This is a genomic window from Bradyrhizobium erythrophlei (genome assembly GCF_900142985.1).
In the GTDB taxonomy this organism is placed as follows: domain Bacteria; phylum Pseudomonadota; class Alphaproteobacteria; order Rhizobiales; family Xanthobacteraceae; genus Bradyrhizobium; species Bradyrhizobium erythrophlei_B.
This window is the reverse complement of the sequence record NZ_LT670849.1, coordinates 87646-114263: the sequence shown is the minus strand read 5'-3', so window position 1 is coordinate 114263 and position 26618 is coordinate 87646. Positions and strand designations below refer to the sequence as shown.

Genomic DNA, 26618 nt, shown 5'->3' with positions numbered 1-26618 from the left:
GCGAGCGTAGAGTCGAAATTCGATCTTGTCGGCTAAGCGGATGGACAGCCGCCCAAGTAAGGCCCTAACCAGCACCACTTTTTTCCGCCGGCCCTTGGAACCAATGTATACTTCTGCACTTGTGATTCCACGCCGCTGGAGGAGTGACGTGTGAGTGAAGGACTAAGGCCGGCAACGCCGCCGCCCGCGCCAAGATCGCAACCAATTCGAAATTGCGAACGTTGTGGCGACGTGCCGTACCTTGTCCGGACCATGCTTGAGCCAAATACCGGAAAGACGATTCGCATGTTTGAATGCTTGTGCGGACAGCGAAACTGGTCCGAAGACCACTGTAGCTAGCGTTTTCCACCTCGTTAGCGCTTCTCAAGTCCGGGCCATGGACCGTAGGGCCCAATGACGGGGAAGGTGCCGGTCTTCATGCAAATCGCATGGTTCGACTTGCACTTGCTGCTGCACGCGGCAGGACCCGTGCGGCCCCCGCTCTCAAAATGCACGGCGGTGCTACACCGCGAATTGCACAGGCCGAGCCGCTGCGTACACGTGGTCGCCTCTTGAGCCGCGGCCGGTAATGCCGCCGCGGCGGCCATGGCAGAAATACAGAAAAGCAACAGGAGTGATTTTCATTCGTCGTCCCTCCGTGTGAAATCGCGGGGGCCGTCATCTCGTACACTTCCGCCGAATGCGACGGCGGCCCCGGCCTTTTATGGACCGTTACTTTTCGACTTCGACGAGGTACCTTCGTATCACCTTGGACGCCTTGTCGCGCTGCGGTGCAAGGTCCGCCCAGGCTTTCGACTTGTAGAATGCGACGGCCTCATCGACGCTCCCCCATTCGGTAATCCCCACACTCTTGGGGGCTGGCCCTCCGTCTATCTGAACCACTCGTCCGGCCGTGGTGCGCAAACTGTGACCGTTGGCTGCTTCGATCACCTTGCGGGCAGCGGGCAGCATCGCGGCTTGGGCTGAAGCATCGATGGGATCAAACTCAGCGATAGCGTAAGCCTTCAGTTTCGCTCCTTGGGCGTGGAGGCCCTGAACCGCGATAGCGCCGATTGCGACGCCAGTCAGCAATACCATTGCGATTTTACGATTGGATCTCATGGCATTCCCTCCGATTGTGCAAATAGGACGGATGCTCCCCATCATTCGGGCGCAACTCGCCCTAGACGTGAGTCTCGGCGGTCAACTAAAGGTTCATGCGTATGGCCGACGCATGGGTCGTTCAGGCCCCGTTGTTCGGGCCGGGTGGCAGCACCCCGTCGAAACGAATTTTAAACCATAAGTGGCTAGTGTCTTGGACCATGAGGACTCCGCCGAGCGATGCTGAAAAGGCAAGGGCGGCGCTTCGACGGCGCCAGCCGCTTCTTGCGGCCTGGTTGGACGCGCTGAACAAGTTCGACAACCCGATGCGCCGCCGCGCGGCGAGTTTTCGCGAGCACAGCCCGTTTCGCCGGGAGATCGACCCGATCCGCGGACCCCGGATGCGCGGCATCAGCTCCGATCTCGCCGGACCGCCGTCAGGCCGGCCACACAGCTAGTCGACACCTGGGCTAGGGCCTTTACTCGTAAACGCCAGCCAACCTGCCCACTGGGACATTGGTAAGCTCAAGGTCAGCACTTCACGCCGAACGATGGTCCCTGTCAGCCCAAATCGAGAAGGGATTGTTGGCCAGCGCACTGTTGTAGTAGCTCGCATGGCTCGTCACTTCGGCGCCTATCCACTGCGGCCTCGCGAAGGTCTCACCCACGGCATTCAGCTCGATCTCGGCCAAGACAAGTCCGACGTTGTCTCCGAAAAATGTGTCAACCTCCCACACATGCCCCTGAAACGGAACAATCGCCCGGCGCTTTTCGATGATCGCTCCACAGCGAAGCGGTAGCATGGCCTCGGCCTCGAGAACTGGTATCTCGTACTCGAACTCGAGACGCTTCAGATCGGCGCCCCGCGATTTGACTGTTAGCGTTGCGGTTCTGTTATCACGGATGCGAACGCGGATCGAAGCCCTGTCGCGACCTGTCAGGTAAGCTTGGCGGATATAGCTCTCATCGCTGATCGATTGCTGCCAAGCGTCACCGATAACGAGGAATTTGCGCTCAATCTCGAAGGCCATACGATCTTCACCCCAGGCATGTGGTTTCCATAAACAGTGTGACAGGTGGGCCTTTAAATCAACCACCCACAAATCGGTATCTCGTGTACCATTCCGGCCGCAAGATCGTTTGCTTAAAGCGCGCTGTTTCTGTGGTGGGGTATGCGATGGCCGGTTTCGGTAGATGTGTATTGTTGGCTTTGGCTCTGCTTTTCGCCGGCACGATGCACGGTTGGGCGCAGCAAACCGGACCACAGCAAACCAGACCAGAGCAAACGAGACTGAGTGTGATGGTCTACCGGGGAGGCCAAAATCTTCCGTTGTTCGTCGCGCAGGAGCAGGGCTTCTTTCAAAAGCGCGGCCTGTCCGTCGATCTGATCAATGCGCCCAACGCGGATGAACTGCCGAAAGGTCTGGTGGATGGACGGTGGCAGATCATCCACAGCACATCGGATAACGCGGTCAAGATCGTGGACGTCGACAGACTGGACGTTGCGCTGATCATCGGCGGCGACAACGCCCATAACCACATTATCGCCCAGAAAGACATCAAGTCGTTCGCCGACCTCAAGGGCAAGACCATTGTGCTCGACGGCGCGGACACGGGTTACGCTTACGTCATCTACGCGATCCTGGAAAAGTACGGGCTGAAGAAGGGCGACTACAACCTCAACCTCGTCGGCGCCACGCCGAAACGCCTCGAAGCGCTGTTGAGCGACCCGAGCAACAAGGCCGGGATGATAAACCCGCCTTTCTCGATCCAGGCGGTCCGGGCCGGACTCGCCGATCTCGGGGCGACCGTCTCGTTCATCGGCCCATACCAGGGGCCGGCCGGCTACACGCTTCGCTCATGGGGCCGCGAGCACAGCGACACGTTGGTGAACTATCTCCAGTCTTACATCGAAGCGGTGCGCTGGACGCTGGACAAAGCCAACCGGGCGAAGGCGACCGAGATCCTGGCAAGACGCCTGTCGCTGACATCAGACGTGGCGGAGGACGTCTACGCGATCGTTACGGGCGAGACGGAAGGGTTTGCACGCGATGGAAAATTCGACATCGAGGGTTTCAAGAACGTGCTCGCGCTGCGCGCGGCCTATGAAGGCAAGCCACCGCGAGATCCGCAAGCCTACCTGGACCTCTCCTATTACGACCGCGCGCTCCGTGCGCTGAACGAGGGCGCGACCAGGTAGGGCCGCCGAGAGGTTCGAGAAGCGGTCCCGGCTGCTTCGCATCCGCTGTCTACCCCTTCCGCAAAAATATTTCGCTCACCCCGACGGGCAAATCATCTTTAGAAGCTCGCGCCATCCCGGCCCTCACAAGAGCAACTGTGCCGAAGTAAACGGGGACCAAGGGCGATAAAGTTCGCTGGATCAGGCCGATGTGTAGCGCGCGGCATCCCATTTCTGGCGACGAGCGATCATGACGTTGAGGATGACGATCAGCTTTCGCATGCAGGCGACGAGGGCCACCTTCGGCTCCTTTCCCTTGGCGATCAGGCGTTGATAGAAGGCCTTGAGCACCGGGTTGTGCTGCGTGGCTGCGCTGAGGCAAGGCATGTAGACGGCGTTTCTGACCCAACGGCGGCCGCCCTTGATGTGTCGCTCGCCGCGCCGTTTGCCACTATCGTCATCATAAGGTGCGAGGCCTATCAAGGCCGCGGCGATCTCCTCACCCACCATCCCGAGCTCCGGCATCCCCGCGATGAGGATCGCGGATGTCGTTTCGGCGAGGCCCGGCACACTCTCGATGATCTCGGCGCGCTCAGCAAAGCCCGGTGTCGTCTTGACCTTGGCGGAGATCGCAGTCTCGAGCTTGGCAATTTCGGCAGCCAGACTCTTCAACACGTGGGAATGGGCCTTCTGCACCGGTCTCGGTCCGGCGTGTTCGTTCTGGCTTTGCAATCGGGTCTTAACATCAATCAGGTTTTTGCGTGCCTTCACCAGCGCTGCCAGCTCCTCGCGTGCGGCATCGTGGATCTGGCCAGGTATCTCGTCAAATGTCTCTGCGAACCAGGCGATCATCCCCGCGTCGATCGGATCGTTCTTCGCTAGGCGTCCGGCCGACAGCGCGAAGCTGCGGACCCGCCTGGGATCAACGATCCGCACCTCGATGCCGGCTTGGCGCAGCACTTTGGCCCAATCGCGTTCGTAGCCGCCACTGGCCTCCATAACGGCCTTGTTCACTTGGTGCTTGCGAAGCCAGGCCACCAGCTTGCTGTGCCCTGGCGCGGTGTTCGGGAACACCTGACGCAATGCGAACTTGCGAAGGCAGACATCTACTTTGTCCTTGGCCACGTCGATACCGGCGACAACCAAACCGCTTTGTGCCATCATCCACTCCCTTCCTTGCTCGGTACGGGCTCGAAGCCCTTGCAACTGTTCGGGTTGAGGAAGACACCGGAACTGTCCCTCGCTCTTGAACAAGCTTTGTCGCTTTTGGGGCGCTACGGGCTCAGCTCCAGCAACGGGCGGTTGGTCAGAACCGCCCGTTCGCACATTCTGCCAGATTTCCTGGACACAAGGGGCGCTTCGCGGTCGTCACGAACGTTTGGCGTGGAATGCGGTGGACGCGTTGGTGCGCGAAGGACGAGGCGCACGAATGCGGACGGTGAAGTCGTGTGGTCCTGACGCCTCGACGCTGGCGTCAACTGGGTGACGATGCTGGCGCATGGCACCCGGGACGGGGGCAAGAAAGCCCGATCCCCGGGGAGAGCACGCCATAGGCCGTTAAAACCATTCGCGTGCGGGAATGCCGGATGATCTGGCGGACTCGTAGTGGCTAACTCGTGTGCTTTCTATTTTTTGCACGCGAGGCTGCGGGTGCGTTTGTCGCCCGGCATTCCCCACGCCCTCTTTGGGCGGAAGGTTTTGGTTCAACTCGGGTGCGGATGCATCGCGGGGAGGAAGAGGTGTGTCTGTGCCTCCTTCGTCATTCCGGGATGGTCCGAAGGACCAGACCCGGAATCCATCGGGCCGCAGTGACGCGAGGAGAAATGGATTCCGGGTTCGCGCTCACGCGCGCCCCGGAATGACGAAGGAAGAACTTGCGCGAGGATTATGCTGCAAAAGCCTGATGCCGCAGTGGACAAGGACCGTGCGTCACGTACTCTGCTTGTGTTTCTGCATGTTTCCGTTCGGTTTTGCACGCACAACTAGCGGGAGTACTTTGCAATGACACTTTTCGATTTGGTGCATTTCTCTCCTCAACAGGCTGGCCGGTCGCGAGCGGGCCGGTGGCTCGCCCCGATCGGCCTCCTTGCTTTTCTGCTGCTGCCGCTGTCGACGCAAGGCCTGGCGCAAGCGCCCGATTGGGGGAAGTGGGAAGTGGTGGGCAATGACAAAGGCATTCCGCCGGGGACCGGATATCCGGGCGGCCATAACCTTTGCGAGGGCATGAGCCTTGCCGGGAGGCACGCCTATTGGCGCTGCATGCCCGGTTGTCCTGGAATCGACGTCATCAATCAGTTCTGCTGGCAGGCGGTCTCGGACGGCATCTACACCTGTCCGGACGGGAAGGGATTCCGGAGGTTGGAGCGAGTTCGGCACTCGAAGGTCCACTGCGGTCCGAAGGATTGGCAACTGACCAAGCACCACGCCGACCTCTACGAAGAGACCTGGCAAACGAAAGTCACCACGCCGCCCGAAGAGACGACCCCCCAGGCGCCACCAACGACGGACGCCGAACTGCCGACGACGGCGGACGGCTCGTCTGTGCAGTGGGGCGGAGGTCCCCCGCCCTGGGCGCCGAAGGAAGAAGCCAAGACCGACACCGATACCGGGAAGACGGACACCCCCAAGACCGACACCGGGAAAACAGACACCGGCAAACTCGATACGCCCAAGACGGACACACCCAAGACCGATACGGCTAAAACCGACACCGGCCAGAAGACGGTGACGGGCGGGGGTTCTTCGACAACGCCGTCCAACAGCAAGAAGGCCAACAAGAAGGAAGTCCGCAACAAGGGCGGCGGGCGAACGATCGACCGCAGCCGAGGCGGCGACGACATCGATCCGGAAACCGCCGCCGCCATCGGCTCGGCTGTGGGCATCGGCATCGGCATGGGCCTCGGCGGGTTGGGCCGCGGTGGTCACATGGGCGGTGATCGCGGCCGGATGATGGATCGGTAAGGGGAGAGCTGCGCCGTGAAGGCGCGGCCGTCCGCTGAACCATCAGCAGGCACGGTGTGCTCCCTCTCCCCTTGTGGGAGAGGGTTGAGGGGTCATGGTCTCGCGTCGGAAACATACCCCCTCTCCCGGCGCTTCGCCATGGCCGAAGCTTTGCTTCGGCGTCACTTAAAGACGGCCGCCAAAGGCGGCCTATGCCTCTCCCACAAAGGGAGAGGTGACAAGAGCGTCGTCGCCAGACGATGACGCCGCTGTTTGACATTCGAATACAGAAATCCGCGAGGAGACCGCGCGCCCGTCGCGGCTATTCCGCCTCCAGCCACTCGGCGGCTCCCCGCCACAGCGTGTCGCGGTGTTCGGGGCGGAAGAAGCCGAGATGGCCGATCGCCTTGGCGTTGATATCGGCGGGCGTGATGGTGATGATGTCGGGCGTCGTTGCCTTGAAGCCGGAAGCCATCAATTCGATCGCGGGCCGCGTCGCCCAGGGATCGTCGGAGAGGCAGATCGAGCGCAGTGCGCCGGTGTACCTGGTGAAATTCGACAGCGCCCTGAGGTTCGGTTCGTCGTACAGATAGCGCGGGCTTATCAACCATCGCGTCCATTGCTCGAACACGCCCTTCGGCAGGTCTTCGCCGACGCCGGCCCAGCCCGGCATGTAGCCGAGCATCCGCGTCAGCGGCATGCCGGCGAAGTTGAGCAGCGCATAGACGCGGTAGCGCTCGGGCGAGGCCATCAGCTTCCAGTAGCCGGCTTGGGCCGCGACCAGCAGCGCGCGCTTCACCTCGGTATTGTTGGGAAGAAGGCCGAGCGCCTGGCCGCCGAAGGAATGGCCGACGTAAGTCAGCGGCACGTTGTGATAGCGCTCGCGCATCCACGCGACAGCAGCAGTAATGTCGAGCGCGGCCCAGTCGACCATCGTGGCCTTGAAGCCGACCAGCGACTTCGGCTTGTTGTAGCCGATCATCGCGCGTTGTCTGCTATCGCCGATGCCGCGGTAGTCGTAGGTGAGAACCGCGCTGCCGCGCCGGGCCAGATAGCTTGCGAACTTGCGGTAGATCTTGCGCGGCACGGCGGTCGCCGAATTGATCAGGACGGCGTGCTGCTTGGTGCCGCGCGGCAGGAACAGCGTCGCGCCGAGCGCGTAGCCGTCGGCGGCCGGAAAGGTGATATCGTCGATGAAAACGTCGTCGAGATCAGCGTCGGTCACCGCGATTTCCCCCTCCGCTTTCGCGTGGTGGTAGCAAATGCGAATTCGGCTTTCGGGGCAAGGGGTTGACGGCGGGGCTACGGTGATCGCTTTAAGACCGTAGCAGATGGGCGACAGTTATGGCCGGACCTTTGACGTACTGGCGGTTCGCGGCGAGCCTGTGTATATAGCGGCCCTCCGCTGGATTGCGAAAAGTAGCGGTTTCTTCTCAAGGAGTTAACGTCATGTCCAAAGCATGGACACCCGATAGCTGGCGCAACCGCCCGGTGCAGCAAATGCCCCAATATCCCGATGCGAAGGCATTGGCGGATGTCGAGGCGCAGCTCGCGACGTTTCCTCCGCTGGTTTTTGCAGGTGAGGCGCGCAACCTGAAAAAGGCGCTGGCGCGCGTCGCCGCCGGTGAAGCGTTCCTGTTGCAGGGCGGCGATTGCGCCGAGAGCTTTGCCGAGCACGGCGCCAACAACATCCGCGATTTCTTCCGCGTGCTGTTGCAGATGGCGGTGGTTTTGACTTACGCCGGCGCGGTGCCGGTGGTGAAGGTCGGCCGCATCGCCGGCCAGTTCGCCAAGCCGCGTTCGTCGCCGACCGAGAAGGTCAATGGCGTCGAGCTGCCGAGTTACCGCGGCGACATCGTCAACGACATCGCCTTCACGAGAGAGGCGCGCACGCCCGATCCGCAGCGCCAGCTGATGGCGTATCGCCAGTCGGCGGCGACGCTCAACCTGCTGCGCGCATTCGCCACCGGCGGCTTCGCCAATCTCGGCTCGGTGCACCAGTGGATGCTGGGTTTCCTGAAGGATTCCCCGCAGTCGCGGCGTTACAAGGAACTGGCCGATCGCATCTCGGACGCGCTGAATTTCATGCGCGCCTGCGGGCTCGATCTTGAAAGCCATCCCGAGCTGCGCGCGACCGACTTCTACACCAGCCACGAGGCGCTTTTGCTCGGTTACGAGCAGGCGTTCACCCGCGTCGATTCCACGACCGGCGACTGGTACGCGACCTCCGGCCACATGATCTGGATCGGCGATCGCACCCGCCAGCTCGATCACGGCCATGTCGAGTATTTCCGCGGCATCAAGAACCCGATCGGGCTGAAGTGCGGTCCGTCGCTCAAGCCCGACGAGCTGTTGAAGCTGATCGACGTTCTCAATCCGGACAACGAGCCCGGCCGTCTGACGCTGATCAACCGCTCCGGCGCCGACAAGATAGCGGAATCCTTGCCGGGCCTGATCCGCGCGGTGAAGCGGGAAGGGCGCGTGGTGGTCTGGTCGTGCGATCCGATGCACGGCAACACCATCACCTCGACATCAGGCTACAAGACCCGGCCGTTCGACCGCATCCTGTCCGAGGTGAAGTCGTTCTTCTCGATCCACGCCGCGGAAGGGACACATGCCGGCGGCGTGCATCTGGAAATGACCGGCCAGGACGTCACCGAATGTATCGGCGGCGCACGCGCGATCACCGACGAGGATCTCAATGACCGCTATCACACGGCCTGCGATCCCCGTCTCAATGCCGAGCAATCGATCGATATGGCTTTCCTGATCGCCGAACTGCTGAAGCAGGAACGCGCCGGCAAGGCCAATCCGATGCCGGCGGTCGCGGGGCTTTAAAACTTGTTGCGGCTTTGGCGAGCCACGATCAATACGCGAAACGGGCTCGTCTTTGCGATCCGCTCCGAGCAGGCCGTGCGCGAGGAGCTGGTTGCGCTTGCGATCTCGCTGCCGTTGGCCTGGCTGATCGGCGCCAGCACGATGCGGCGGATTGAACTGGTCGCCGCGGTCGCCATGGTGCTGGTCGTCGAACTGCTCAACACCGCGATCGAGAAGCTCGCCGACCGCCTGACCACCGACCACGATCCGCAAATCGGGCGGGTCAAGGACATGGGGTCGGCCGCGGTCGGCGTCGCGCTGGTCACCGCCGGGGTATTTTGGCTGTTTGCGATCGCCGAGCGCATGGGCGTCATCTAAACGCAGCACATTGAAGTTTGGCCGCATCATAGGCACCATTCGTTCATGACCGAACTCGCCGACTATTTCATCGTCACGCTCGCCCAGCTCAATCCGACGGTGGGCGACGTCACCGGTAATGCCGCCAAGGCACGCGTCGCGCGGGCGCGGGCTGCAGTCGACAGCGCCGATCTGGTGGTATTCCCTGAGCTGTTCATCGCCGGTTATCCGCCGGAGGATCTGGTGCTGAAGCCGGCTTTCCAGTCGGCCTGTCGCGCGGCGATCGAGGAATTGGCGCGCGAGACAGCCGACGGCGGTCCGGCGGTGCTGATCGGCACGCCCTGGGTCGATGACGGCAAGCTCTACAACGCCGTCGCTTTGCTCGACGGCGGCCGTGTCACCGCGCTTCGCTTCAAGGTCAATCTGCCGAACTACGGCGTGTTCGACGAGAAGCGCGTATTCGCGCGCGGACCTGTCTCGGGGCCGGTAACTATTCGCGGCGTGCGGGTGGGCGTGCCGATCTGCGAGGACACTTGGCTGGAAGAATCCTCCGAATACGAGAACATCGTCGAGTGCCTCGCCGAGACCGGCGCGGAAATTCTGATCGTGCCGAACGGCTCGCCTTACACCCGCGGCAAGGTCGACATGCGGCTGTCGATTTCGGTGGCGCGGGTCAGCGAAAGCGGGCTGCCGCTGATCTATCTCAACCAGGTCGGCGGCCAGGACGAACTGGTGTTTGACGGTGGTTCGTTTGCGCTCAACGCCGATCTTTCGGTGGCGATGCAAATGCCGGCTTTCGAGGAAAACATCACAACATTGCGCTGGAAGAAGAAGACAACTACCAGCATGCGCTCCCTCGGTCCGGTCGCGGATCTACTGGAGGGCGACAAGGCCGACTATGCCGCCTGCGTTCTCGGTTTGCGCGACTATGTCAACAAGAACGGATTTCCGGGCGTGCTGCTCGGCATCTCCGGCGGCATCGACTCGGCGCTGTGTGCGGCGATCGCGGTCGACGCACTCGGCGCGGAGCGCGTGCGCGGCGTGATGCTGCCGTTTCGTTTTACCGCGCAGGTGTCGCTCGACGATGCCGAGAAACTTGCCGCCAATCTCGGCTTCCGCTACGAGGTGTTGCCGATCGCGAAGGCCGTTCACGGCTTTGAAGAGATCCTGTCCGATACTTTCAAGGGCCTGCCGCGCGACATCACCGAGGAAAACCTGCAAGCGCGCGCCCGCGGCACGCTGCTGATGGCGATTTCCAACAAGACCGGCGCCATGGTCGTCACCACCGGCAACAAGTCGGAAATGTCGGTCGGCTACGCCACGCTGTATGGCGACATGAACGGCGGCTTCAATCCGATCAAGGATATCTACAAGACGGAAGTTTTCCGGATTTCCAGTTTGCGCAACAGCTGGAAGCCGGACGGCGCGCTCGGCCCTTCCGGCGAAGTGATTCCGCCCAACATCATCACGCGGCCGCCGACGGCTGAGCTGCGCGAAAACCAGACCGACCAGGATTCGCTGCCGCCTTACGAGGTGCTGGATGCGATTTTGGAACGGCTGGTCGAGCGCGAGGAGCCCCTGGCGACCATTACCGCCGCCGGTTTCGACCGTGAGGTCGTCGCGCGGATCGATCGTCTGCTCAACATCGCCGAATACAAGCGGCGGCAGGCAGCGCCGGGCGTAAAGGTGACGCGCCGGAATTTCGGGCGCGATCGCCGTTACCCCATCACCAACCGGTTTCGCGATGACGGCCACCCGTTGCAGGCGCCCGACGACACGCTGGTTTCGCGCGCGGCGCGCGGATCGAGCGAGGTGTTCGACGGCTAACGAGTGTTACCGGGCGGGATGAAGGTCGGGCCGACGGTGCGGATTTGCTTGTTGTCGGACGAGGCGTCGGAAGTGCCCGGCGTACCCGGCGTCGCGGGCGTCGATGCCTGGTCGGGAGCCGTAGCGGCGCCCTTCTTGCCGGACACCGTTTTTGACTGCGGCTGCGACATTTTCTTGGCGCTCTCGTCGGTGACGATGATGTCGCCTTGTTGCTGGGCGGCGGCCTTGTCGTCGATGTTCTTGAGCGCATCCGACCAGGTTTGGCCGGCGGCCTTGCAAGCGCAGGACGGGTTGAATTCCGAGCGGAATTTGAACGCGTTGGGCGAGGAGGTATAGGTTTGGCCGCTGATCGACACCGCCTGGTTCATGTCTTCGCCGGGATTGCGATAGGCATAGAGGTTGGCTTCGGTGGCGGGGCAGAGTGCCTTGCAGGCTTTCTCGTCGTCGGCAAAGCGGCCCGGCACGGTGGCAAACGAGATCGGGAAATAGCCACCGTCGCAGGCGCGGACGCAGACGGTGCGATAGGTGCCGGATGGCGCGCCGGCATCGGGCGGCACGGGGCTGTAGTTGTTGTTGCCGCCGAACAGGTTGTTCAGGAAATTGCCGGGGCCACCCTGTTGCTGCTGCTGAGCCGCAGCGGCATATTGCGGTCCGCAGTTGTTCTGCGCGAGCGCCAGAATCACCGAGCGGCGCTGGCTTTCGCGCTCGCTGCCGCCGAGCCCGCCGCTGCGCAGGCGCTCGAGGTTAGTCGTGATCTGATCGAGGTTCGCACGCATCTGCTGAATTTGATTATTCACCGGCGTGCATTGCGCATTCTGGCCGTTGAACAACGAGAAAAAGCCGGAGCTCTCGCAGCCCATCCGCTTGGCTTGCACCGTGACGCGATCGAGCTCGGCCTGCTGGCGGGCGGCGGAATCCTGATAGCGGCGGATCTGCTCGTCCTTCGCCGGGTCATTGCCACCGCGGTCGATCGAGGCCAACTGAGCCTCGAGCCGCGGGCACATCGGATTGGCCGCACCGGGCGGAGGCGGCGGAGCACTCGTCTGCGCGCGGGCGTCTGCGCCAAACAGCGCGGCGACAACAAGTGCCGCGCAGGCCGCGGCTGATCTGGACTGGAAAACGCTCAGTTTGTCAGGCATGTCCCGCCGTTAGGGCAACTCCGGGCACCCTTTAGGTCACGCCGGGCTTGCGGCCCGAGGCCGCGATTTTCGAATTCCGGCGTCATTTACCTGCTTCTCGGGGCGCCGTCACGTCGTTTCGGCGGCAATAGTGCGGTCGATTGGGTGTTTTGCCGCAATCTTGCCGCTAATCGCAGGCGCGAGGCTCAAATCCAAAATCGCACTGGAATCCAGAGCTTGTCCGCATTCCTTGGACCACCATTTCCAAAAAGACGCACTTCACCCAATACCAACGTCTGACGGAAGCGCGCCACGCCGCAGGATTGGAACTCGAGCGAAAAGGGAATTCAGCGCTGGCAGGTGATCGCGATGTATTCGCCGCAACCCGAGCGGCCGCAATTCTCGTGTTCCTTCGGCACCGAGCCAGTGATTTCGTCGGGATCGACGCGGCGGTAGGACGAGGCTTGCGCGAAATTCCGCGACTGACAGTAGGACTGCGCGGCATGGGCGCCGCACTTTTCGCTCCTCGCCAAACATTGATCGATGCCATAACCGTCCGGCTGGTTCGCAACGATGAAGACCCGGCTGTCAGCCCAGGCTGCCGTGCCGGCAAAGAGAGACACGCAGGCCAAAAGGGCTGAAATGGATCGCATCGGTGCACCGCTAGAGGAAGGACGACTGCGACCTACGATAGTCGCGAGATGTAAATAATGATTAACCCTTGGGTCGAGGGGCGGTGGCTTGCTGGCGCAAACCGGCTTTTCTGAGGCTAGTGGTCCGATTCCAACATTTGCATCCCGGTGAGGCAGGTGCTTCTGCAAATGTTGGAATCAAAGGACCACTAGCAAATATAGGTTTTTAGTGGAGTTTTGGATTTGACATTCGCTTGACGGTCCGCGGCGAGTTGGGAGCGAATGTCAAATCCACTCCACTCCCCTTGACCCCTCAGGCCGGCTGGCCCATGGTATTTTCCATGAACGGTCTCCTCGCCATTTGTGGCATTTGCCGCGAGATTATTAGCTAGCGATTCGCTGGCTGAGGCCGTCTTTTCTCAAACGAGATCATTGGACGCCCGGCCGGAAGGTTACGGGATTCCCATGGAACTGCGTCTCTACGATACCTTGACCAAAGAGAAGCGCGAGTTCGTGCCGCTTAATCGCGACAACGTGCGCATGTATGTGTGCGGGCCGACGGTCTACGACTTCGCCCATATCGGCAACGCTCGCCCGGTCATCGTATTCGACGTGCTGTTTCGTCTGTTGCGCCATCTCTACGGCGAGAAGCACGTCACCTACGTCCGTAACATCACCGACGTCGACGACAAGATCAACGATCGCGCCGCGCGCGATTTTCCCGGCCTGCCGCTGAACGAAGCGATCCGGAAAGTCACCGAGCAGACTGCCAATCAATTCCATGCCGACGTCGCCGCGCTGGGATGCTTGCCGCCCACGTTCGAGCCGCGTGCGACTGACTTTGTGCTGCCACGCGCCGACGGCAAGGCCGACATGGTCACGCTGATCAAGGAATTGATTGCACGCGGCCATGCTTATGAAGCGGGCGGCGAAGTGCTGTTTGATGTGCAATCGATGCCGGACTATGGCGCGCTGTCAGGCCGCCGGCTTGATGAGCAATTGGCGGGCGCGCGCGTCGCCGTCGACGCGCACAAGAAGAACCCAGCCGATTTCGTGTTGTGGAAGCAATCCACCGATAACGAGCCAGGTTGGGCAAGCCCATGGGGCAGGGGGCGTCCGGGCTGGCACATCGAGTGCTCTGCGATGAGCGCGGCCTATCTCGGCAATATCTTCGATATTCATGGTGGCGGTCTCGATCTGATCTTCCCGCACCACGAAAACGAAATCGCGCAATCGCGTTGCGCGCATGGTACGCCCACGATGGCGAATTACTGGATGCACAACGGCTTCTTGCAGGTCGAAGGCGAGAAGATGTCGAAGAGCCTCGGCAATTTTTTCACGATCCGGGAGTTGCTCGACGATTGGCCCGGCGACGCCCTGCGTCTCAATATGCTGAAGACGCATTATCGATCGCCGATCGATTGGACGCTCAAAAGTCTTGAGGAGAGCAAGAAGGTCGTCGACTCCTGGTACGACATCGTCGACGGTCAAGCCGCCGGAGAACCTGACGAAGGTATTCTCTCGTTGTTGGGCGATGACCTCAACACCTCCGGCGCAATTACGCGTCTGCACGCCATTGCGGCCGGTCGGATGGCAACTTCCGAACAAGCTCAACTCGATATCCAGCAGACCCTCAAGGCGTCCGCCAACGTGCTTGGACTGCTGGGAAAGACCAAAGCGGAATACCTGAGAGGCGATCCACGAGCCGTTGTCGTCGATGACAACGTCGTTCGTGCCCTGATCGCGGATCGCACCGCCGCTCGCGCACGCAAGGATTTCAAGGAGTCCGACCGCATTCGCGACGAACTCGCGGCCATGGGCGTCGTGATCAAGGATTCCAAGGAAGGCACCACCTGGGAGATCGCGCGATGAGTGCGCCCGCGCTGCGGCCATTCCTGCCTGCCGACACGCCTGTCCTGGCGGCGATCTTTGTCGCCAGCATCGAGGCCCTGACCGGCGACGACTATGGCGAAGCGCAGCAGGAGGCCTGGGCAGCCGTGGCCGACGACGAAGAAGCCTTCGGCAAGCGGCTGGCGTCGGAATTGACGCTGGTGGCGACGATTGACGGATCGCCGGTCGGTTTTGCGTCGCTGAAGGGCAAGGACTACGTCGATCTGCTCTACGTGCATCCCGGCGCAGTCGGGCAGGGGGTCGCGGCATCGCTGTGCGACGCAATGGAAAAGCTGGCCGCCGCGCGAGGCGCCAAAAGCCTCACCGTCGACGCCAGCGACAATGCGGCCGAGTTTTTTTTAAAGCGTGGCTATGAAGTCAGGCAGCGCAACACGGTTTCGCTCAACGGCGAGTGGCTCGCCAACACCACGATGCAGAAGTCGCTTGGAGAAGCATCAGGAGGTCCGAAATGACCCGCGAGCGGCTCTATCTGTTTGATACCACGTTGCGCGACGGCGCGCAGACCAACGGCGTCGACTTCACGCTGCACGACAAGCAGCTGATCGCCAAGATGCTCGACGAACTCGGCGTCGACTATGTCGAGGGCGGCTATCCCGGCGCCAACCCGACCGACACGGAATTTTTTGCCACGAAACCCGGATTGGCCCACGCTCGCTTCACCGCGTTTGGCATGACGCGGCGAGCCGGCCGCTCGGCATCCAACGATCCCGGTCTTGCCGCGCTTCTGGAAGCCAAAGCGGACGCGATATGCTTTGTTGCAAAGTCGTCCGCGTATCAAGTGCGCGTCGCACTCGAGACCACCAACAAGGAAAACCTCGCCTCGATCCGCGACAGCGTGGCGGCAGCGAAAAAAGCCGGCCGCGAGGTCATGCTCGACTGCGAGCATTTCTTCGACGGTTACAAGGAAGACCCGGCGTTCGCACTCGCCTGCGCCAAGGCCGCCTACGATTCCGGCGCGCGTTGGGTCGTGCTGTGCGACACCAATGGCGGCACCATGCCGCATGAAGTCGAGACAATCGTCGGCGAAGTCGTCAAGCTTATTCCCGGCGATCACCTCGGCATCCATGCCCATAACGACACCGAGCAGGCGGTCGCCAATTCGCTCGCCGCGGTGCGCGCCGGCGCGCGGCAGATTCAGGGCACCCTCAACGGTCTCGGCGAACGCTGCGGCAACGCCAATCTATGCTCGCTGATCCCGACGCTGCGCCTGAAGAGCGAATTTGCGGATCGCTTCGAGATCGGTGTGACCAATGAGAAGCTGGCGACCCTGATGACGGCCTCGCATACGCTCGACGACATGCTCAACCGCGCGCCCAACCGACACGCGCCCTATGTTGGCGAAAGCGCCTTCGTCACCAAAACCGGCATTCATGCCTCCGCCGTGATGAAGGACCCGCAGACCTACGAACACGTTCGGCCAGAGGCGGTCGGCAACCATCGCAAGGTGCTGGTCTCGGACCAGGCCGGCCGTTCGAACGTGATAGCTGAACTGGATCGCGCCGGGATCGCCTACGACAAGAACGATCCGAAGCTCGCGCGCCTGGTCGAAGAACTGAAGGAGCGGGAGGCGGCAGGCTATGCCTACGAATCCGCCAACGCGTCCTTTGAACTGCTGGCGCGGCGAACGCTGGGCCGCGTGCCAGATTATTTTCATGTCGAGCAGTTCGACGTCAATGTCGAGCAGCGCTACAACGCCAACGGCCAGCGCGTCACCGTGGCAATGGCGGTGGTGAAAGTCGACGTCGACGGCGAGAAACTGATTTCAGCGGCCGAGGGCAACGGCCCGGTCAACGCGCTCGACGTGGCGCTGCGCAAGGACCTCGGCAAATTCCAGAAGTTCATCGAGGGCCTCAGGCTGATCGACTATCGCGTGCGTATCCTCAATGGCGGTACCGAGGCCGTGACGCGGGTGTTGATCGAGAGCGCCGACGAGACCGGCGAGACGTGGAGCACCATCGGGGTGTCTCCGAACATCATCGACGCCTCGTTCCAGGCGCTGATGGATTCGGTCATCTACAAGCTCGTCAAGTCAGGCGCGCCTGCGTAAGGCCGTGCGAGGAGGCGGCGGGATGATCGACCACATTTCCATTGGCGTCAGTGACCTCGAACGCTCGTTGCGCTTTTACGAACTCACGCTGGCGCCGCTTGGCCTGGCGAAAGTCGTCACGCGCCCGGCAACGATCGGTTTCGGCAAAGCCTATCCTGAATTCTGGATCAACCTTCGTCCCAACATGACGCCGGTTGCCGCCGATAGCGGCAATCACGTCTGCCTGCGCGCCAAATCGACCGGCGATGTCGATGCCTTTCATGAGGCGGCGCTGAAGGCGGGGGGCGTTTCGGACGGTGCGCCAGGTTACCGTCCGCACGAGCGCGTGCGCTACTATGCGGCCTTCATCCGCGATCCCGATGGTAATCGCGTGGAAGCGGTGACGTTTCCGGGCGAATAGCAATTCGCTGTAAAACACTTCGGTGGCGACGACTACTCGGATGCGGTTGGCTTGTAACACATCTGTGAGTTCGTCGCGGTCTCCATCGTTCGACCGACGCTTCATCCCATAGCGAAGCAAGCATAGCGGCCAACTCATCGGCCGCATCGCATTCCGGCCTGCAATACAACACAGCGACTGCTTGAACTTGTCGTGCATTCTCATGATGGGATCATTCTGCAACAGATGTTGAATTTCGGTTGGTTCTCCGCCGATCGACTGACGGCTCGCATCGAGTCGCTGCGCTATGTGCTCCTTCGCGGCAGCCACTGCCGGATAAATGAAGGAACATTCAAATGAAGACTCTGCTCTCGGCCGCGCTGCTCGTCGCCGCCACCTCTATTGCGGCGAACGCTGCCGACATGTCGATGCCGTACAAGGCCGCGCCGGTGGCTCAATCGGTCTACAACTGGACCGGCTTCTATCTCGGCGGCACCGCCGGCGGCGGTATTGCCAATTCGTCGCACCTTGATGCAGACGATTTCGAGGGCGCCAATACCAAGTTCCAGGAGGCGTTCGGCGCAGTCGGTCTCACCGCTGGCTACAACTATCAGCTCGGCCACACCCTGCTCGGCGTCGAGGGCGACTTCAACTGGGCCACGGTCGACAGGACCACGCAGTTCGCGAACGACCGCCAAACTGGCACGACGAGTTTCAAGATGGACCAGTTCGCGACCTTGCGTGCGCGCGCCGGTCTCGCATTTGAACAGACCTTGGTCTATGCGACGGCTGGCCTCGCCTTTGCGCACGTCCAGAATACGACGGCGTTCGGATTCGACACGTTTGCGCAGGCATCTGAAGACAAATGGAAGACCGGGCTTGCGGTCGGCGCCGGCGTCGAGTTCGCCCTTTCACACAACTGGACTCTGAAGGGCGAATACATGCTGATGCAGTTCGCGAACTCGGACGCAATCATCAACAACGTTGATCCCGGATTTTCTGACAACGGACTTAGCGCCTGCGGCAACGCGCGGCCGTGCCGCATGAACTACAGCGAGTCGGTCCAGCTCGCTCGCATCGGCCTGAACTACAAGTTCGGCTACTGACGCATCTAGCTTGCATCTGGTCTTGGAAGCCCCGGCGTCGCCGGGGCTCCTTCGGCGCCATCGGATCAACGAAGGAATCACCGAATGAAGAATTTTCTTACGGCTACGCTTCTGGTCGCCGTCACCACCGTCGCGGCGAATGCTGCCGACATGTCGATGCCGTACAAGGCTGCGCCGATGCAGTCGGTTTACAACTGGACCGGATTCTACATCGGTGGCAATGCCGGCGGCGGCTTTGCCGACTCCGAACACCTCGATGCGGATGACTTTGTCGCGAGCGACACCAAGTTCCAGGAAGCTTTTGGAACGGTCGGCGTCGGGGCTGGATATAATTACCAGTTCGGCAACACCGTGCTCGGCATTGAAGGCGACTATAACTGGACCAACGTCGACAAGACTAAAGACATCGCTTCCCCCGTCAGATTTGAGGACGCTTTGATCGCCGCTGCGGCTGTTCTGCCGCCGACCAATACCACTCGCTTTCAGATGAACGAGTTCGCGACCATTCGCGCGCGGGCGGGCCTCGCACTCGATCGTACGCTCGTCTACGCAACGGCTGGTCTTGCTTTCGGGCACATCAAGAATACCACCCAGCTGGGAGCAAACGGCTTCTCGGACCTGGCGTCTGAAGACAAGTGGAAGACTGGGCTCGCGGTCGGCGGCGGCGTCGAATTCGCGCTGACCCAGAACTGGACCCTCAAGGGCGAATATTTGCTGATGCAGTTCCAGAACTCGGATGCAATCTTCAACCAGGTCGGCGGAAGCAATAGCGGACTCACGAGCTGCAGCAACGCGCAGCCCTGCCGCATGAACTATAGTGAATCGGTCCAGTTGGCCCGCGTCGGCCTGAACTACAAGTTCGGCAACTGATCGGTTTGATCTGAACTTAACCAAAAGAGGCCCCGGCAATGCCGGGGCCTTTTTCATCTAGCCGCATGGGAGGCCTTGAGTTTGAGCTCCGAATGCGCGCCTCAAAGCCGTCGGGCGATTTCGGGCTCCATCGCTTCGGTACCTTCGGGCGCGATCGCGGCGGCGGCTTGCAGCCGTGGCAGGATATCCTCGACGCGGTCCGCCTTGAGGATATCGACCGAGAGACCCTGGCGAATGAACTGCGTTTCGCGCATGTGCAAGAGCAGGGCGAACAGCGGCTCCCAGAACCCGTCAATGTTGGCCAGTAGCACCGGCTTGGTATGACGTCCGAGCTGCTGCCAAGTGAGCTGTTCGACGAGCTCTTCGAGCGTTCCGATGCCGCCGGGCAGGGCGACGAAAGCGTCCGAGTGTTCGAACATCAGCCGCTTGCGCTCATGCATGTCGGGCGTGACGATCATCTCCTGGACCCGCTTGAGCGCATTCTCCCGGAGCTTCAGAAAGTCCGGAATGATTCCGGTCACCATGCCGCCATGATCGAGCACGGAGCTCGCCACAGCGCCCATGATGCCGAGCGAGCCGCCGCCATAGACGAGGCGAATGCCGTTTTCGGCCAGTATCTTGCCGAACGCCTTGGCGGATTCGATGAAATGGGGATTGGTGCCGGGGCCGGAGCCGCAATAGACACAGACAGTTTTGATCTTGCTCATGTCATTTCATGTGGCATCGCAGCGTAAATCAGTCAAACCATAATGGATTCGCCAGCGAATAATATTGCAGGAAGGCCCGAAGATCGCTGAGGAATTTACCTTCAGAGGCTGTACCTAGCGGTCCGATTCCAGCGGCCGCATCCCGTCTCAGCGGGCCAATTTTCGAACGTTAGAATCATGGGACCACTAGCAAATACCGGTTTCCAGTGAAGTTTGGGATTTGACATTCGCCTGACGGATTCCCGGCCAAATGGGGGGCGAATGTCAAATCCACTTCACTAGCCAGTCAAACGCTCTATATGAGAGCCCGAATGCAGCAAAATCCGAACATGCGCGCACCGAATCGGCGCGCCAAATTGCGCCGGGCCAGGCTCCATGGCGCACTCTGATCCCGCGACGCCGGCCAGCCCGGCATCCGCTTCCGACAGTGCCCTCGGACAGGCCAGCCTGACCGGAACGCTGGCCCATCTGTGGCCCTATATCTGGCCGGGTGACCGCGCCGACCTGAAGATGCGCGTGGTCTGGTCGGTGGTGCTGCTATTGGCGGCCAAGCTTGCCACGCTGGCCGTGCCCTTCACCTTCAAATGGGCGACCGATGCTTTGACCGGCGCGGACAGCGCGCCGGTGCAGCCCTCGAACTGGGTGCTATGGGTCGTCGCTTCGCCAGTCATCATGACGCTGGGCTACGGCGGCTTGCGCGTGCTGATGGGCGTTCTGACCCAATGGCGCGACGGGATTTTCGCGCGCGTGGCCATGCACGCGGTGCGCAAGCTCGCCTATCTCACCTTTGTTCACATGCACGATCTGTCGTTGCGCTTTCACCTGGAACGCAAGACCGGTGGTTTGACGCGGGTGCTGGAGCGCGGCCGCAACGGCATCGAGACCATCGTGCGGATGGTGATCCTTCAGCTCGTCCCGACCATCGTCGAGGTGGCGCTGCTGATGGCGGTGCTGCTGTGGAAGTTCGACTGGCGCTACGTGGCCGCGACCCTGATCACAGTCGTGATCTACATGTTCTACACCTACATCGCGACCGAATGGCGGATCGGAATTCGCCGCAAGATGAACGATTCCGACACCGAGGCGAACACCAAGGCGATCGACTCGCTTCTGAACTACGAGACGGTGAAATATTTCGGCGCCGAGGAACGCGAGGCGGCCCGATATGACCGCTCGATGGAGCGCTACGAGCAGGCCAGCGTAAAGGCCTACACCTCGCTGGCCGTGCTCAACGCCGGCCAGGCGGTCATCTTCACCGCCGGCTTGACTGCGACCATGGCGATGTGCGCGCTCGGCGTGCGCAGCGGACGCAACACGATCGGCGATTTCGTGATGGTCAACGCGATGATGATCCAGCTCTACCAGCCGCTCAACTTCATGGGCATGGTCTATCGCGAGATCAAGCAGGCGATCATCGACATTGAGAAAATGTTCAACGTGCTGTCGCGCAAAGCCGAGATCCAGGACATTCCGGGCGCGTTGCCGCTGATCGTTACCTCCGGCAACGTCCGCTTCGACAACGTGTACTTCGCCTATGAACCCGATCGACCGATCCTCAAAGGCCTGAGTTTCGAGGTGCCGGCCGGCAAGACCTTCGCCATTGTCGGGCCCTCCGGCGCCGGCAAGTCGACGATCTCGCGGCTCCTGTTTCGCCTCTACGACGTCTCCAGCGGCCGCATCCTGATCGACGGCCAGGATATCCGTAACGTCGCGCAGAATTCACTGCGCGCCTCGATCGGCATGGTGCCGCAGGACACTGTGCTGTTCAACGACACCATCCGCTACAACATCCGCTACGGCCGCTGGGATGCGACCGATGCGGAGGTGGAGGAGGCGGCAGGGCTGGCGCAGATCGACGGCCTCATCCAGATGTCGCCGAAGGGCTATGAGACGCAGGTCGGCGAGCGTGGCCTGAAATTATCGGGCGGCGAAAAGCAGCGCGTGGCGATTGCGCGCACCATTCTCAAGGCGCCGTCGATCCTGGTGCTGGATGAGGCGACATCGGCGCTCGACAGCCACACCGAGCGGGAAATCCAGGACGCGCTGGAGCGGGTATCGCGCAACCGCACCTCGCTCGTGATCGCCCACCGGCTTTCCACGATCGTCACCGCCGATGAAATCATCGTGCTCGATCAGGGCCGTATCGCCGAGCGCGGCACCCACGTCCAGCTTTTGGCAAGCGGCGGGCTCTATGCCAGCATGTGGAACCGGCAGCGCGAGGCTCAGGAAGCGCGCGAAAAACTCGCACGTATTGCCGATGAGAACGTAGCGCCGAACCGTGAGCCGCCGCCGGTCGACGACGTGCTGGTGACGCCGGCCGCGGCAGAGTGATTTTTGAGGCTTTCTCCCTTGCAAGGGGGAAGGCGCCACCGTAGTGAGGGCGGATGTCGATTTCCAATTCCATTCGCGCGCAGATTCCGACCATCCATCCGGAGGGCTACCCCTTCATCGGCGGGTTTGCGCTCGCAAGTCTGGTCCTGTTCTGGGTGTGGTCGCCGTTCGGGTGGATCGGCACGGCGCTCACGGTCTGGTGCGCGCTGTTTTTCCGCGACCCTGTGCGCACGACGCCGGTGCGGGATGGCATCGTGGTCGCGCCGGCCGACGGGCGCATCTCGATGATCGCCCAGGTCTTGCCGCCGGCCGAACTCGGGCTTGGCGACCGGCCGCTGCCGCGTATTTCGATCTTTATGAGCGTATTCAACTGCCACGTGAACCGCAGCCCCGTGGCGGGACGGATCGACCGCATCGCCTACCGGCCGGGCAAGTTCATCAACGCTGAACTCGACAAGGCGAGCGAAGACAACGAACGCAATTCGCTTGTCATCTCCACGGCCAACGGCCGCATCGGTGTGACCCAGATCGCAGGCCTGGTGGCGCGGCGCATCGTCACCTTCGTGCGGGAGGGGCAGACGATCGGTGCGGGCGAGCGCTTCGGGCTGATCCGTTTCGGCTCACGGCTTGACGTATATCTGCCTGAGGGGACGGCGGCGCTGGTCGGTGAGGGCCAGACGGCGATTGCCGGCGAAACCATTCTGGCCGACTTCAGGCTCAGCGATCAGGGCCGCACCTACCGCGGCAGTTAACCACGGGTCAGGATCGTCTCTCCGGACGGCCGTCGCATGGCGAAGCCGGCCGCCGATTGCTATATGGTGTAGCCATGGCCATCGACCCCAAATATCTCGAACTGCGCCGCCGCCGGTTTCGTCCGATCCCGGTGCGGATGCTGGTTCCTAATTTCATCACGCTGCTGGCGATCTGCGCTGGGCTGACGGCGATCCGTCTGTCGACGGAAGCGCGGATGGAGCTTGCGGTCGCGGCGATCGTGTTTGCCGCCGTGCTCGACGGCATCGACGGCCGCGTTGCACGCATGATCAAGGGGCAGTCGAAATTCGGCGCCGAACTCGATAGCCTTGCCGACTTCGTCAATTTCGGTGTCGCGCCGGGCCTGATCCTGTATTTTTGGCAGCTTCATGAATTGAAAGACGGTGGCTGGATCGCGGCGATGATTTTCGCGATCAGTGGCGGCTTGCGGCTGGCGCGTTTCAACGCGACCATGGACGATCCGAACAAGCCGGCTTATGCCGCGAATTATTTCACCGGCGTTCCGGCACCGGCTGGCGCGATTGCGGTGCTGCTGCCGATCTATCTGGCGTTCCTCGGGCTGCCGCCGCCGCCGGCGATGCTGACGGCGGCCTACACGCTCGTGATCGGTTTCCTGATGGTTTCGCGGCTACCGGTCTTCTCGGGCAAGATGGTGCGCATGCGGGTGCCGCCGGAGATGGTGCTGCCGGTCTTTGTATCCGTCGTGCTCTTCATCGCGCTGTTGATCGGCTATCCCTGGCACATCCTGTCCGCAGGTACCTTGCTGTACCTGCTGAGCCTGCCCCTGGGGTGGAAATCCTACCGCGATCACAAGCGCAAGGCCGAGGCGATGGCTGCGACGGCCACCGCTGCCACGGGCACGTCTGCCGAAGCGCCGTCGCCGTTTTTGTCGGCCGCCGGTGACAACGACGACCGGCCTGCACGGCTGAACTGACTTTCTCTAGGTGAAAAAGCAGAGCGATCTGCCCAACTCGCTTTTGCCGATCGCGTGGCGGTCGGCTATATGCGTTCGGGACAAGTACCCGAATGCTGGAGATAGCTGTGACGAATTCCGCGCCTGCGCCATTGCCTGCCGACCTGCTTCAAGCCCTGGGTCGCTACGACACACCGACGATCTGCAATGCGATGGAAGTCGTCGCACCTGAGCGCCGCCTGATCGGCTACACCACCAAGCCGCTGGTCTGTCCGTTTCCGGATCTGCCGCCGATGGTCGGTTATGCGCGCACGGTGACGATTCGTTCGGTGCTCAAGTCGCAATTGCCTGCCGACGAGCAGTCGAAGCGCCGCATCGAATATTACGAATACATGGGCACCGGCTGGGGACCGCGCATCACGGTGATCCAGGATGTCGATGGCCCCGATGTCGGCTACGGCGCGTTCTGGGGCGAGGTGCAGAGCAACGTGCACAAGGCGCTCGGCTGCCTCGGCGTCATCACCGACGGCTCAATCCGCGACATTCCGCAATGGGCGCCGGGTTTCCAGGCGCTCGCCGGATCGGTCGGGCCGTCGCATGCGTGGGTCCATGCCGAACATTTTGGCGGCGAAATCCGCGTCGCCGGCATGACGGTGCGCTCCGACGATCTGATCCACGCCGACCAGCACGGCGCGATCATCATCCCGGCCGACATCGCGCCGAAGATTCCCGACGCCGCCGAACTGTGCGGCCGCCGCGAGACGCCGATCCTCGACATCGCGCGAAGCAAGGACTTCAGCCTCGAGAAGCTGAAAGAGGCCCTCAAGCGTTCGGCTGAAATCCACTAGTACCGCCTATTTGAAGTTCCTGCACCACAAGCGGCGAATTCGATCCAGGAACTTCAAATAGCAAAGCGGTACTAGAAACATAGGTTTGCTAGTGCCCATGACTTTCCGAAGTTCGTGGAAAGTGGGTGCTGAGACGATGCACGAACTTCGGAAAGTGGGCACTAGTGGTCCGATTCTAACATTCGCATTCTTTCTCGGCGGCTGCTTTTGCGAATGTTAGAATCAAAGGACCACTAGCGAAGATAAGTTTTAGTGGAGTTTTGGATTTGACATTCGCTTTGCGAACTCGCGGCGAGGCGGGTAGCGAATGGCAAATCCACTCCACTGACGGCGACGGCGCTGTCTCAACGCGACAGCGCCACATCCTGGCCAGCCCCGGCCTTGCCCTCGAAGCGAGTGGGACCGGCCGGTGAAAGCTGCGCCAGCGCCTGCGCGTTGTGGTCGCGCAGCGTGAGGCCTGCGTCGGTGTAACTCCATTTCCGGCTGGTGAAGAAATTGAACGGACAGCCCCCGGCGGGTGCAATCGTGCCCTCGGTGGCGTCGGGCGAGCTGGCGCCGAAGGTCATCGCGCATGAGCTTGAGCCGGTCGCCGACAGCGTCCACCGGCCGGCAAGATTCACCGGCGGCGGTTTGGCCGCGGGTCCTGCGGGAACGCTGCTGGCAGAAGGCGCATTGTCGGAGCCGCCGAACATCGCCCGATCGCTGCCGCTACAGGCGGCGAGCAATGTTGCGCAAACAATCGCGGGCAGGGCAGCGAGACGAACAGCCATGGTGTGGAGGCTTGCAAAGATGAACGGCACAATGGTTAGCAGAGTCTTGCCAAGCTGTCAGGACGCACGGTTTTTTGAGCGGGCCGTGCCTCCCCGGGTTGTCGGAGCATGGGACCTCAAAACCGCTTAACCTTTACGCCTCTTTAATGGCCGGCCCGTAGGGTTCTAGGTGCGCGGCTCGGAGGGGGCTGCGCGACCGTCCAGGACGGCCGGTCGTTCGCGTACGCGTTGGAGTCTCCCAATGGATATTATGACGGGCGTCGGCCTCGTCGCAGGCGTCATTGTCATTGCGGTGATGATGCTGCTCGGAGGCTCGTTCGAGCTGTTTGTCAGCGAACACGCCGCCATCATCATTTTCGGCGGATCGATCGCCGCCACGATGATCCGCTTTCCCCTCGGTGTCATGCTCCATGGTCTTCCGCTCGGCGCCAGATTCGCCTTCACGATGAGCCGGCTGTCGGCGCACGATCTCGTCGACGAACTCGCCCGTATCGCCGAGATCGCCCGCAAGCAGGGACCGGTCGGTCTCGAAAAGGTCGAGACCGACGAGCCGTTCCTCGCCAAGGGCATTCGCTACATCGCCGACGGCTACGACATGGAATTCATCCGCGACAATCTCGAGCGCGACCGCGACAACTTCCTGATGCACCTCGATGAAGGCAGCAAGATCTACCGCGCCATCGGCGATTGCGCTCCCGCCTTCGGCATGATCGGTACGCTGATCGGCATGGTGCAGATGTTTGCGAACATGACCGACCCCTCCAAGCTCGGTCCCTTCATGGCGACCGCGCTGCTCGCCACGCTGTACGGCGCGCTGGTTGCGAACCTGTTCTGTCTGCCGATCGCCGACAAGCTTCACGGCAAGCTGCTTGACGAGGAGACCAACCGCACGCTGATCATCGATGGCATTCTGATGATCCGCGATTCCAAGAGCCCGACGCTGGTCCGTGAAATGCTTCTGGCCTACCTGCCGGAAAAACATCGCCATGAAGAGGGCGAAGAAGCTCACGCTTAA

General features: G+C 61.7%; 25 protein-coding genes. 17 read left to right on the top strand and 8 right to left on the bottom strand.

All coding sequences use genetic code 11. From position 1 onward, the window contains the following. Window positions 1–711 precede the first annotated feature (711 nt). Window positions 712–1101, bottom strand: a complete 390-nt coding sequence (locus BUA38_RS00510; RefSeq protein ID WP_172805956.1) for a DUF1330 domain-containing protein — start codon at window positions 1099–1101, stop codon at window positions 712–714. Window positions 1102–1301: 200 nt separating this feature from the next. Between BUA38_RS00510 and BUA38_RS00505 the strand changes: the two genes are divergently transcribed. Further along, the gene (locus BUA38_RS00505) at window positions 1302–1538 is read left to right on the top strand and encodes a hypothetical protein (protein WP_072815863.1); all 237 of its coding nucleotides are present in this window, start codon (window positions 1302–1304) and stop codon (window positions 1536–1538) included. Window positions 1539–1619: 81 nt separating this feature from the next. Here the strand turns inward: BUA38_RS00505 and BUA38_RS00500 are convergent, their stop codons facing one another. Then, a complete protein-coding gene (locus tag BUA38_RS00500; RefSeq protein ID WP_072815861.1) occupies window positions 1620–2111 on the bottom strand; it encodes a CYTH domain-containing protein in 492 nt (163 codons plus the stop codon). 146 nt (window positions 2112–2257) lie between these two features. Here BUA38_RS00500 and BUA38_RS00495 point away from each other — a divergent pair, with 146 nt between their 5' ends. Next, on the top strand, window positions 2258–3280 hold the full coding sequence (locus BUA38_RS00495) for an ABC transporter substrate-binding protein (RefSeq protein ID WP_083587383.1): 1023 nt from the start codon (window positions 2258–2260) through the stop codon (window positions 3278–3280). Window positions 3281–3460: 180 nt separating this feature from the next. On the opposite strand, the gene BUA38_RS00490 is transcribed toward BUA38_RS00495, so the two are convergent. Then, the gene (locus BUA38_RS00490) at window positions 3461–4513 is read right to left on the bottom strand and encodes an IS110 family transposase (RefSeq protein ID WP_244553160.1); all 1053 of its coding nucleotides are present in this window, start codon (window positions 4511–4513) and stop codon (window positions 3461–3463) included. A gap of 747 nt (window positions 4514–5260) precedes the next feature. Here BUA38_RS00490 and BUA38_RS00485 point away from each other — a divergent pair. Continuing rightward, the gene (locus BUA38_RS00485; protein WP_072815857.1) at window positions 5261–6220 is read left to right on the top strand and encodes a hypothetical protein; all 960 of its coding nucleotides are present in this window, start codon (window positions 5261–5263) and stop codon (window positions 6218–6220) included. Window positions 6221–6521: 301 nt separating this feature from the next. Here the strand turns inward: BUA38_RS00485 and BUA38_RS00480 are convergent, their stop codons facing one another. Then, window positions 6522–7424: an alpha/beta hydrolase family protein gene (locus tag BUA38_RS00480; protein WP_072815855.1), complete on the bottom strand. Its 903-nt coding sequence runs from the start codon at window positions 7422–7424 to the stop codon at window positions 6522–6524. 224 nt (window positions 7425–7648) lie between these two features. On the opposite strand from BUA38_RS00480, the gene BUA38_RS00475 reads away from it, so the two are divergent. Genes BUA38_RS00475 through BUA38_RS00465 form a run of 3 tightly spaced genes read left to right on the top strand, consistent with a single transcriptional unit; the run spans window position 7649 to window position 11200 of the window. Next, window positions 7649–9037 (top strand): class II 3-deoxy-7-phosphoheptulonate synthase, encoded by a 1389-nt coding sequence (locus BUA38_RS00475; protein ID WP_072815853.1) that lies wholly within the window; start codon window positions 7649–7651, stop codon window positions 9035–9037. A gap of 3 nt (window positions 9038–9040) precedes the next feature. Next, complete coding sequence (locus BUA38_RS00470) at window positions 9041–9394, top strand: diacylglycerol kinase (RefSeq protein ID WP_072815851.1); 354 nt, start codon at window positions 9041–9043, stop codon at window positions 9392–9394. Window positions 9395–9439: 45 nt separating this feature from the next. After that, a complete protein-coding gene (locus BUA38_RS00465; protein ID WP_072815849.1) occupies window positions 9440–11200 on the top strand; it encodes an NAD+ synthase in 1761 nt (586 codons plus the stop codon). Here the strand turns inward: BUA38_RS00465 and BUA38_RS00460 are convergent. After that, entirely contained in the window at window positions 11197–12339 is a 1143-nt protein-coding gene (locus tag BUA38_RS00460) for a DUF2865 domain-containing protein (RefSeq protein WP_072815847.1), read from the bottom strand. The two genes, BUA38_RS00465 and BUA38_RS00460, sit on opposite strands and share 4 nt — an antisense overlap. A gap of 326 nt (window positions 12340–12665) precedes the next feature. Beyond that, window positions 12666–12971 carry a hypothetical protein gene (locus BUA38_RS00455; protein ID WP_072815845.1) on the bottom strand — a complete coding sequence of 102 codons (306 nt, stop codon included), beginning with the start codon at window positions 12969–12971 and terminating at the stop codon, window positions 12666–12668. Window positions 12972–13415: 444 nt separating this feature from the next. Between BUA38_RS00455 and cysS the strand changes: the two genes are divergently transcribed. The 6 genes from cysS to BUA38_RS00425 all read left to right on the top strand — a co-directional run bounded on the left by cysS (window position 13416) and on the right by BUA38_RS00425 (window position 19263). Continuing rightward, a complete protein-coding gene (gene cysS, locus BUA38_RS00450) occupies window positions 13416–14822 on the top strand; it encodes a cysteine--tRNA ligase (protein WP_072815843.1) in 1407 nt (468 codons plus the stop codon). Further along, complete coding sequence (locus BUA38_RS00445) at window positions 14819–15313, top strand: GNAT family N-acetyltransferase (protein WP_156898344.1); 495 nt, start codon at window positions 14819–14821, stop codon at window positions 15311–15313. Before cysS ends, BUA38_RS00445 begins: the two co-directional genes overlap by 4 nt. Continuing rightward, complete coding sequence (cimA, locus tag BUA38_RS00440; RefSeq protein WP_072815839.1) at window positions 15310–16908, top strand: citramalate synthase; 1599 nt, start codon at window positions 15310–15312, stop codon at window positions 16906–16908. The genes BUA38_RS00445 and cimA overlap by 4 nt, the downstream gene beginning before the upstream one ends. Before the next feature lie 22 nt (window positions 16909–16930). Further along, entirely contained in the window at window positions 16931–17308 is a 378-nt protein-coding gene (locus BUA38_RS00435; RefSeq protein ID WP_072815837.1) for a VOC family protein, read from the top strand. A gap of 335 nt (window positions 17309–17643) precedes the next feature. Beyond that, window positions 17644–18393, top strand: coding sequence for an outer membrane protein (locus tag BUA38_RS00430; RefSeq protein ID WP_072815835.1), 750 nt, complete (start codon window positions 17644–17646; stop codon window positions 18391–18393). A gap of 84 nt (window positions 18394–18477) precedes the next feature. Continuing rightward, the gene (locus BUA38_RS00425; RefSeq protein ID WP_072815833.1) at window positions 18478–19263 is read left to right on the top strand and encodes an outer membrane protein; all 786 of its coding nucleotides are present in this window, start codon (window positions 18478–18480) and stop codon (window positions 19261–19263) included. 101 nt (window positions 19264–19364) lie between these two features. Here BUA38_RS00425 and BUA38_RS00420 read toward each other — a convergent pair whose 3' ends face one another. Next, the gene (locus tag BUA38_RS00420) at window positions 19365–19970 is read right to left on the bottom strand and encodes a TIGR00730 family Rossman fold protein (protein ID WP_072815831.1); all 606 of its coding nucleotides are present in this window, start codon (window positions 19968–19970) and stop codon (window positions 19365–19367) included. Between the two features lie 375 nt (window positions 19971–20345). Here BUA38_RS00420 and BUA38_RS00415 point away from each other — a divergent pair, with 375 nt between their 5' ends. The 4 genes from BUA38_RS00415 to BUA38_RS00400 all read left to right on the top strand — a co-directional run bounded on the left by BUA38_RS00415 (window position 20346) and on the right by BUA38_RS00400 (window position 24833). After that, window positions 20346–22301, top strand: coding sequence for an ABCB family ABC transporter ATP-binding protein/permease (locus BUA38_RS00415; protein WP_072815829.1), 1956 nt, complete (start codon window positions 20346–20348; stop codon window positions 22299–22301). Window positions 22302–22354: 53 nt separating this feature from the next. After that, complete coding sequence (locus BUA38_RS00410) at window positions 22355–23053, top strand: phosphatidylserine decarboxylase (protein ID WP_072815826.1); 699 nt, start codon at window positions 22355–22357, stop codon at window positions 23051–23053. Between the two features lie 74 nt (window positions 23054–23127). Continuing rightward, on the top strand, window positions 23128–24006 hold the full coding sequence (pssA, locus tag BUA38_RS00405) for a CDP-diacylglycerol--serine O-phosphatidyltransferase (protein ID WP_072815823.1): 879 nt from the start codon (window positions 23128–23130) through the stop codon (window positions 24004–24006). Window positions 24007–24113: 107 nt separating this feature from the next. Beyond that, window positions 24114–24833 carry an RraA family protein gene (locus tag BUA38_RS00400; protein ID WP_072825679.1) on the top strand — a complete coding sequence of 240 codons (720 nt, stop codon included), beginning with the start codon at window positions 24114–24116 and terminating at the stop codon, window positions 24831–24833. A gap of 344 nt (window positions 24834–25177) precedes the next feature. On the opposite strand, the gene BUA38_RS00395 is transcribed toward BUA38_RS00400, so the two are convergent. Beyond that, window positions 25178–25603, bottom strand: coding sequence for an AprI/Inh family metalloprotease inhibitor (locus BUA38_RS00395; RefSeq protein WP_083587382.1), 426 nt, complete (start codon window positions 25601–25603; stop codon window positions 25178–25180). Between the two features lie 241 nt (window positions 25604–25844). Between BUA38_RS00395 and BUA38_RS00390 the strand changes: the two genes are divergently transcribed. Continuing rightward, the gene (locus BUA38_RS00390; RefSeq protein WP_072815814.1) at window positions 25845–26618 is read left to right on the top strand and encodes a motility protein A; all 774 of its coding nucleotides are present in this window, start codon (window positions 25845–25847) and stop codon (window positions 26616–26618) included.

Bases quoted from the DNA above. Each gene is read 5' to 3' on its own strand.
- BUA38_RS00510 (WP_172805956.1), bottom strand. From the start codon at position 1,101: ATGAGATCCAATCGTAAAATCGCAATGGTATTGCTGACTGGCGTCGCA.
- BUA38_RS00505 (WP_072815863.1), top strand. From the start codon at position 1,302: ATGAGGACTCCGCCGAGCGATGCTGAAAAGGCAAGGGCGGCGCTTCGA.
- BUA38_RS00500 (WP_072815861.1), bottom strand. From the start codon at position 2,111: ATGGCCTTCGAGATTGAGCGCAAATTCCTCGTTATCGGTGACGCTTGG.
- BUA38_RS00495 (WP_083587383.1), top strand. From the start codon at position 2,258: ATGGCCGGTTTCGGTAGATGTGTATTGTTGGCTTTGGCTCTGCTTTTC.
- BUA38_RS00485 (WP_072815857.1), top strand. From the start codon at position 5,261: ATGACACTTTTCGATTTGGTGCATTTCTCTCCTCAACAGGCTGGCCGG.
- BUA38_RS00475 (WP_072815853.1), top strand. From the start codon at position 7,649: ATGTCCAAAGCATGGACACCCGATAGCTGGCGCAACCGCCCGGTGCAG.
- BUA38_RS00465 (WP_072815849.1), top strand. From the start codon at position 9,440: ATGACCGAACTCGCCGACTATTTCATCGTCACGCTCGCCCAGCTCAAT.
- BUA38_RS00460 (WP_072815847.1), bottom strand. From the start codon at position 12,339: ATGCCTGACAAACTGAGCGTTTTCCAGTCCAGATCAGCCGCGGCCTGC.
- BUA38_RS00455 (WP_072815845.1), bottom strand. From the start codon at position 12,971: ATGCGATCCATTTCAGCCCTTTTGGCCTGCGTGTCTCTCTTTGCCGGC.
- cysS (WP_072815843.1), top strand. From the start codon at position 13,416: ATGGAACTGCGTCTCTACGATACCTTGACCAAAGAGAAGCGCGAGTTC.
- BUA38_RS00445 (WP_156898344.1), top strand. From the start codon at position 14,819: ATGAGTGCGCCCGCGCTGCGGCCATTCCTGCCTGCCGACACGCCTGTC.
- cimA (WP_072815839.1), top strand. From the start codon at position 15,310: ATGACCCGCGAGCGGCTCTATCTGTTTGATACCACGTTGCGCGACGGC.
- BUA38_RS00435 (WP_072815837.1), top strand. From the start codon at position 16,931: ATGATCGACCACATTTCCATTGGCGTCAGTGACCTCGAACGCTCGTTG.
- BUA38_RS00430 (WP_072815835.1), top strand. From the start codon at position 17,644: ATGAAGACTCTGCTCTCGGCCGCGCTGCTCGTCGCCGCCACCTCTATT.
- BUA38_RS00425 (WP_072815833.1), top strand. From the start codon at position 18,478: ATGAAGAATTTTCTTACGGCTACGCTTCTGGTCGCCGTCACCACCGTC.
- BUA38_RS00420 (WP_072815831.1), bottom strand. From the start codon at position 19,970: ATGAGCAAGATCAAAACTGTCTGTGTCTATTGCGGCTCCGGCCCCGGC.
- BUA38_RS00415 (WP_072815829.1), top strand. From the start codon at position 20,346: ATGGCGCACTCTGATCCCGCGACGCCGGCCAGCCCGGCATCCGCTTCC.
- BUA38_RS00410 (WP_072815826.1), top strand. From the start codon at position 22,355: ATGTCGATTTCCAATTCCATTCGCGCGCAGATTCCGACCATCCATCCG.
- pssA (WP_072815823.1), top strand. From the start codon at position 23,128: ATGGCCATCGACCCCAAATATCTCGAACTGCGCCGCCGCCGGTTTCGT.
- BUA38_RS00395 (WP_083587382.1), bottom strand. From the start codon at position 25,603: ATGGCTGTTCGTCTCGCTGCCCTGCCCGCGATTGTTTGCGCAACATTG.
- BUA38_RS00390 (WP_072815814.1), top strand. From the start codon at position 25,845: ATGGATATTATGACGGGCGTCGGCCTCGTCGCAGGCGTCATTGTCATT.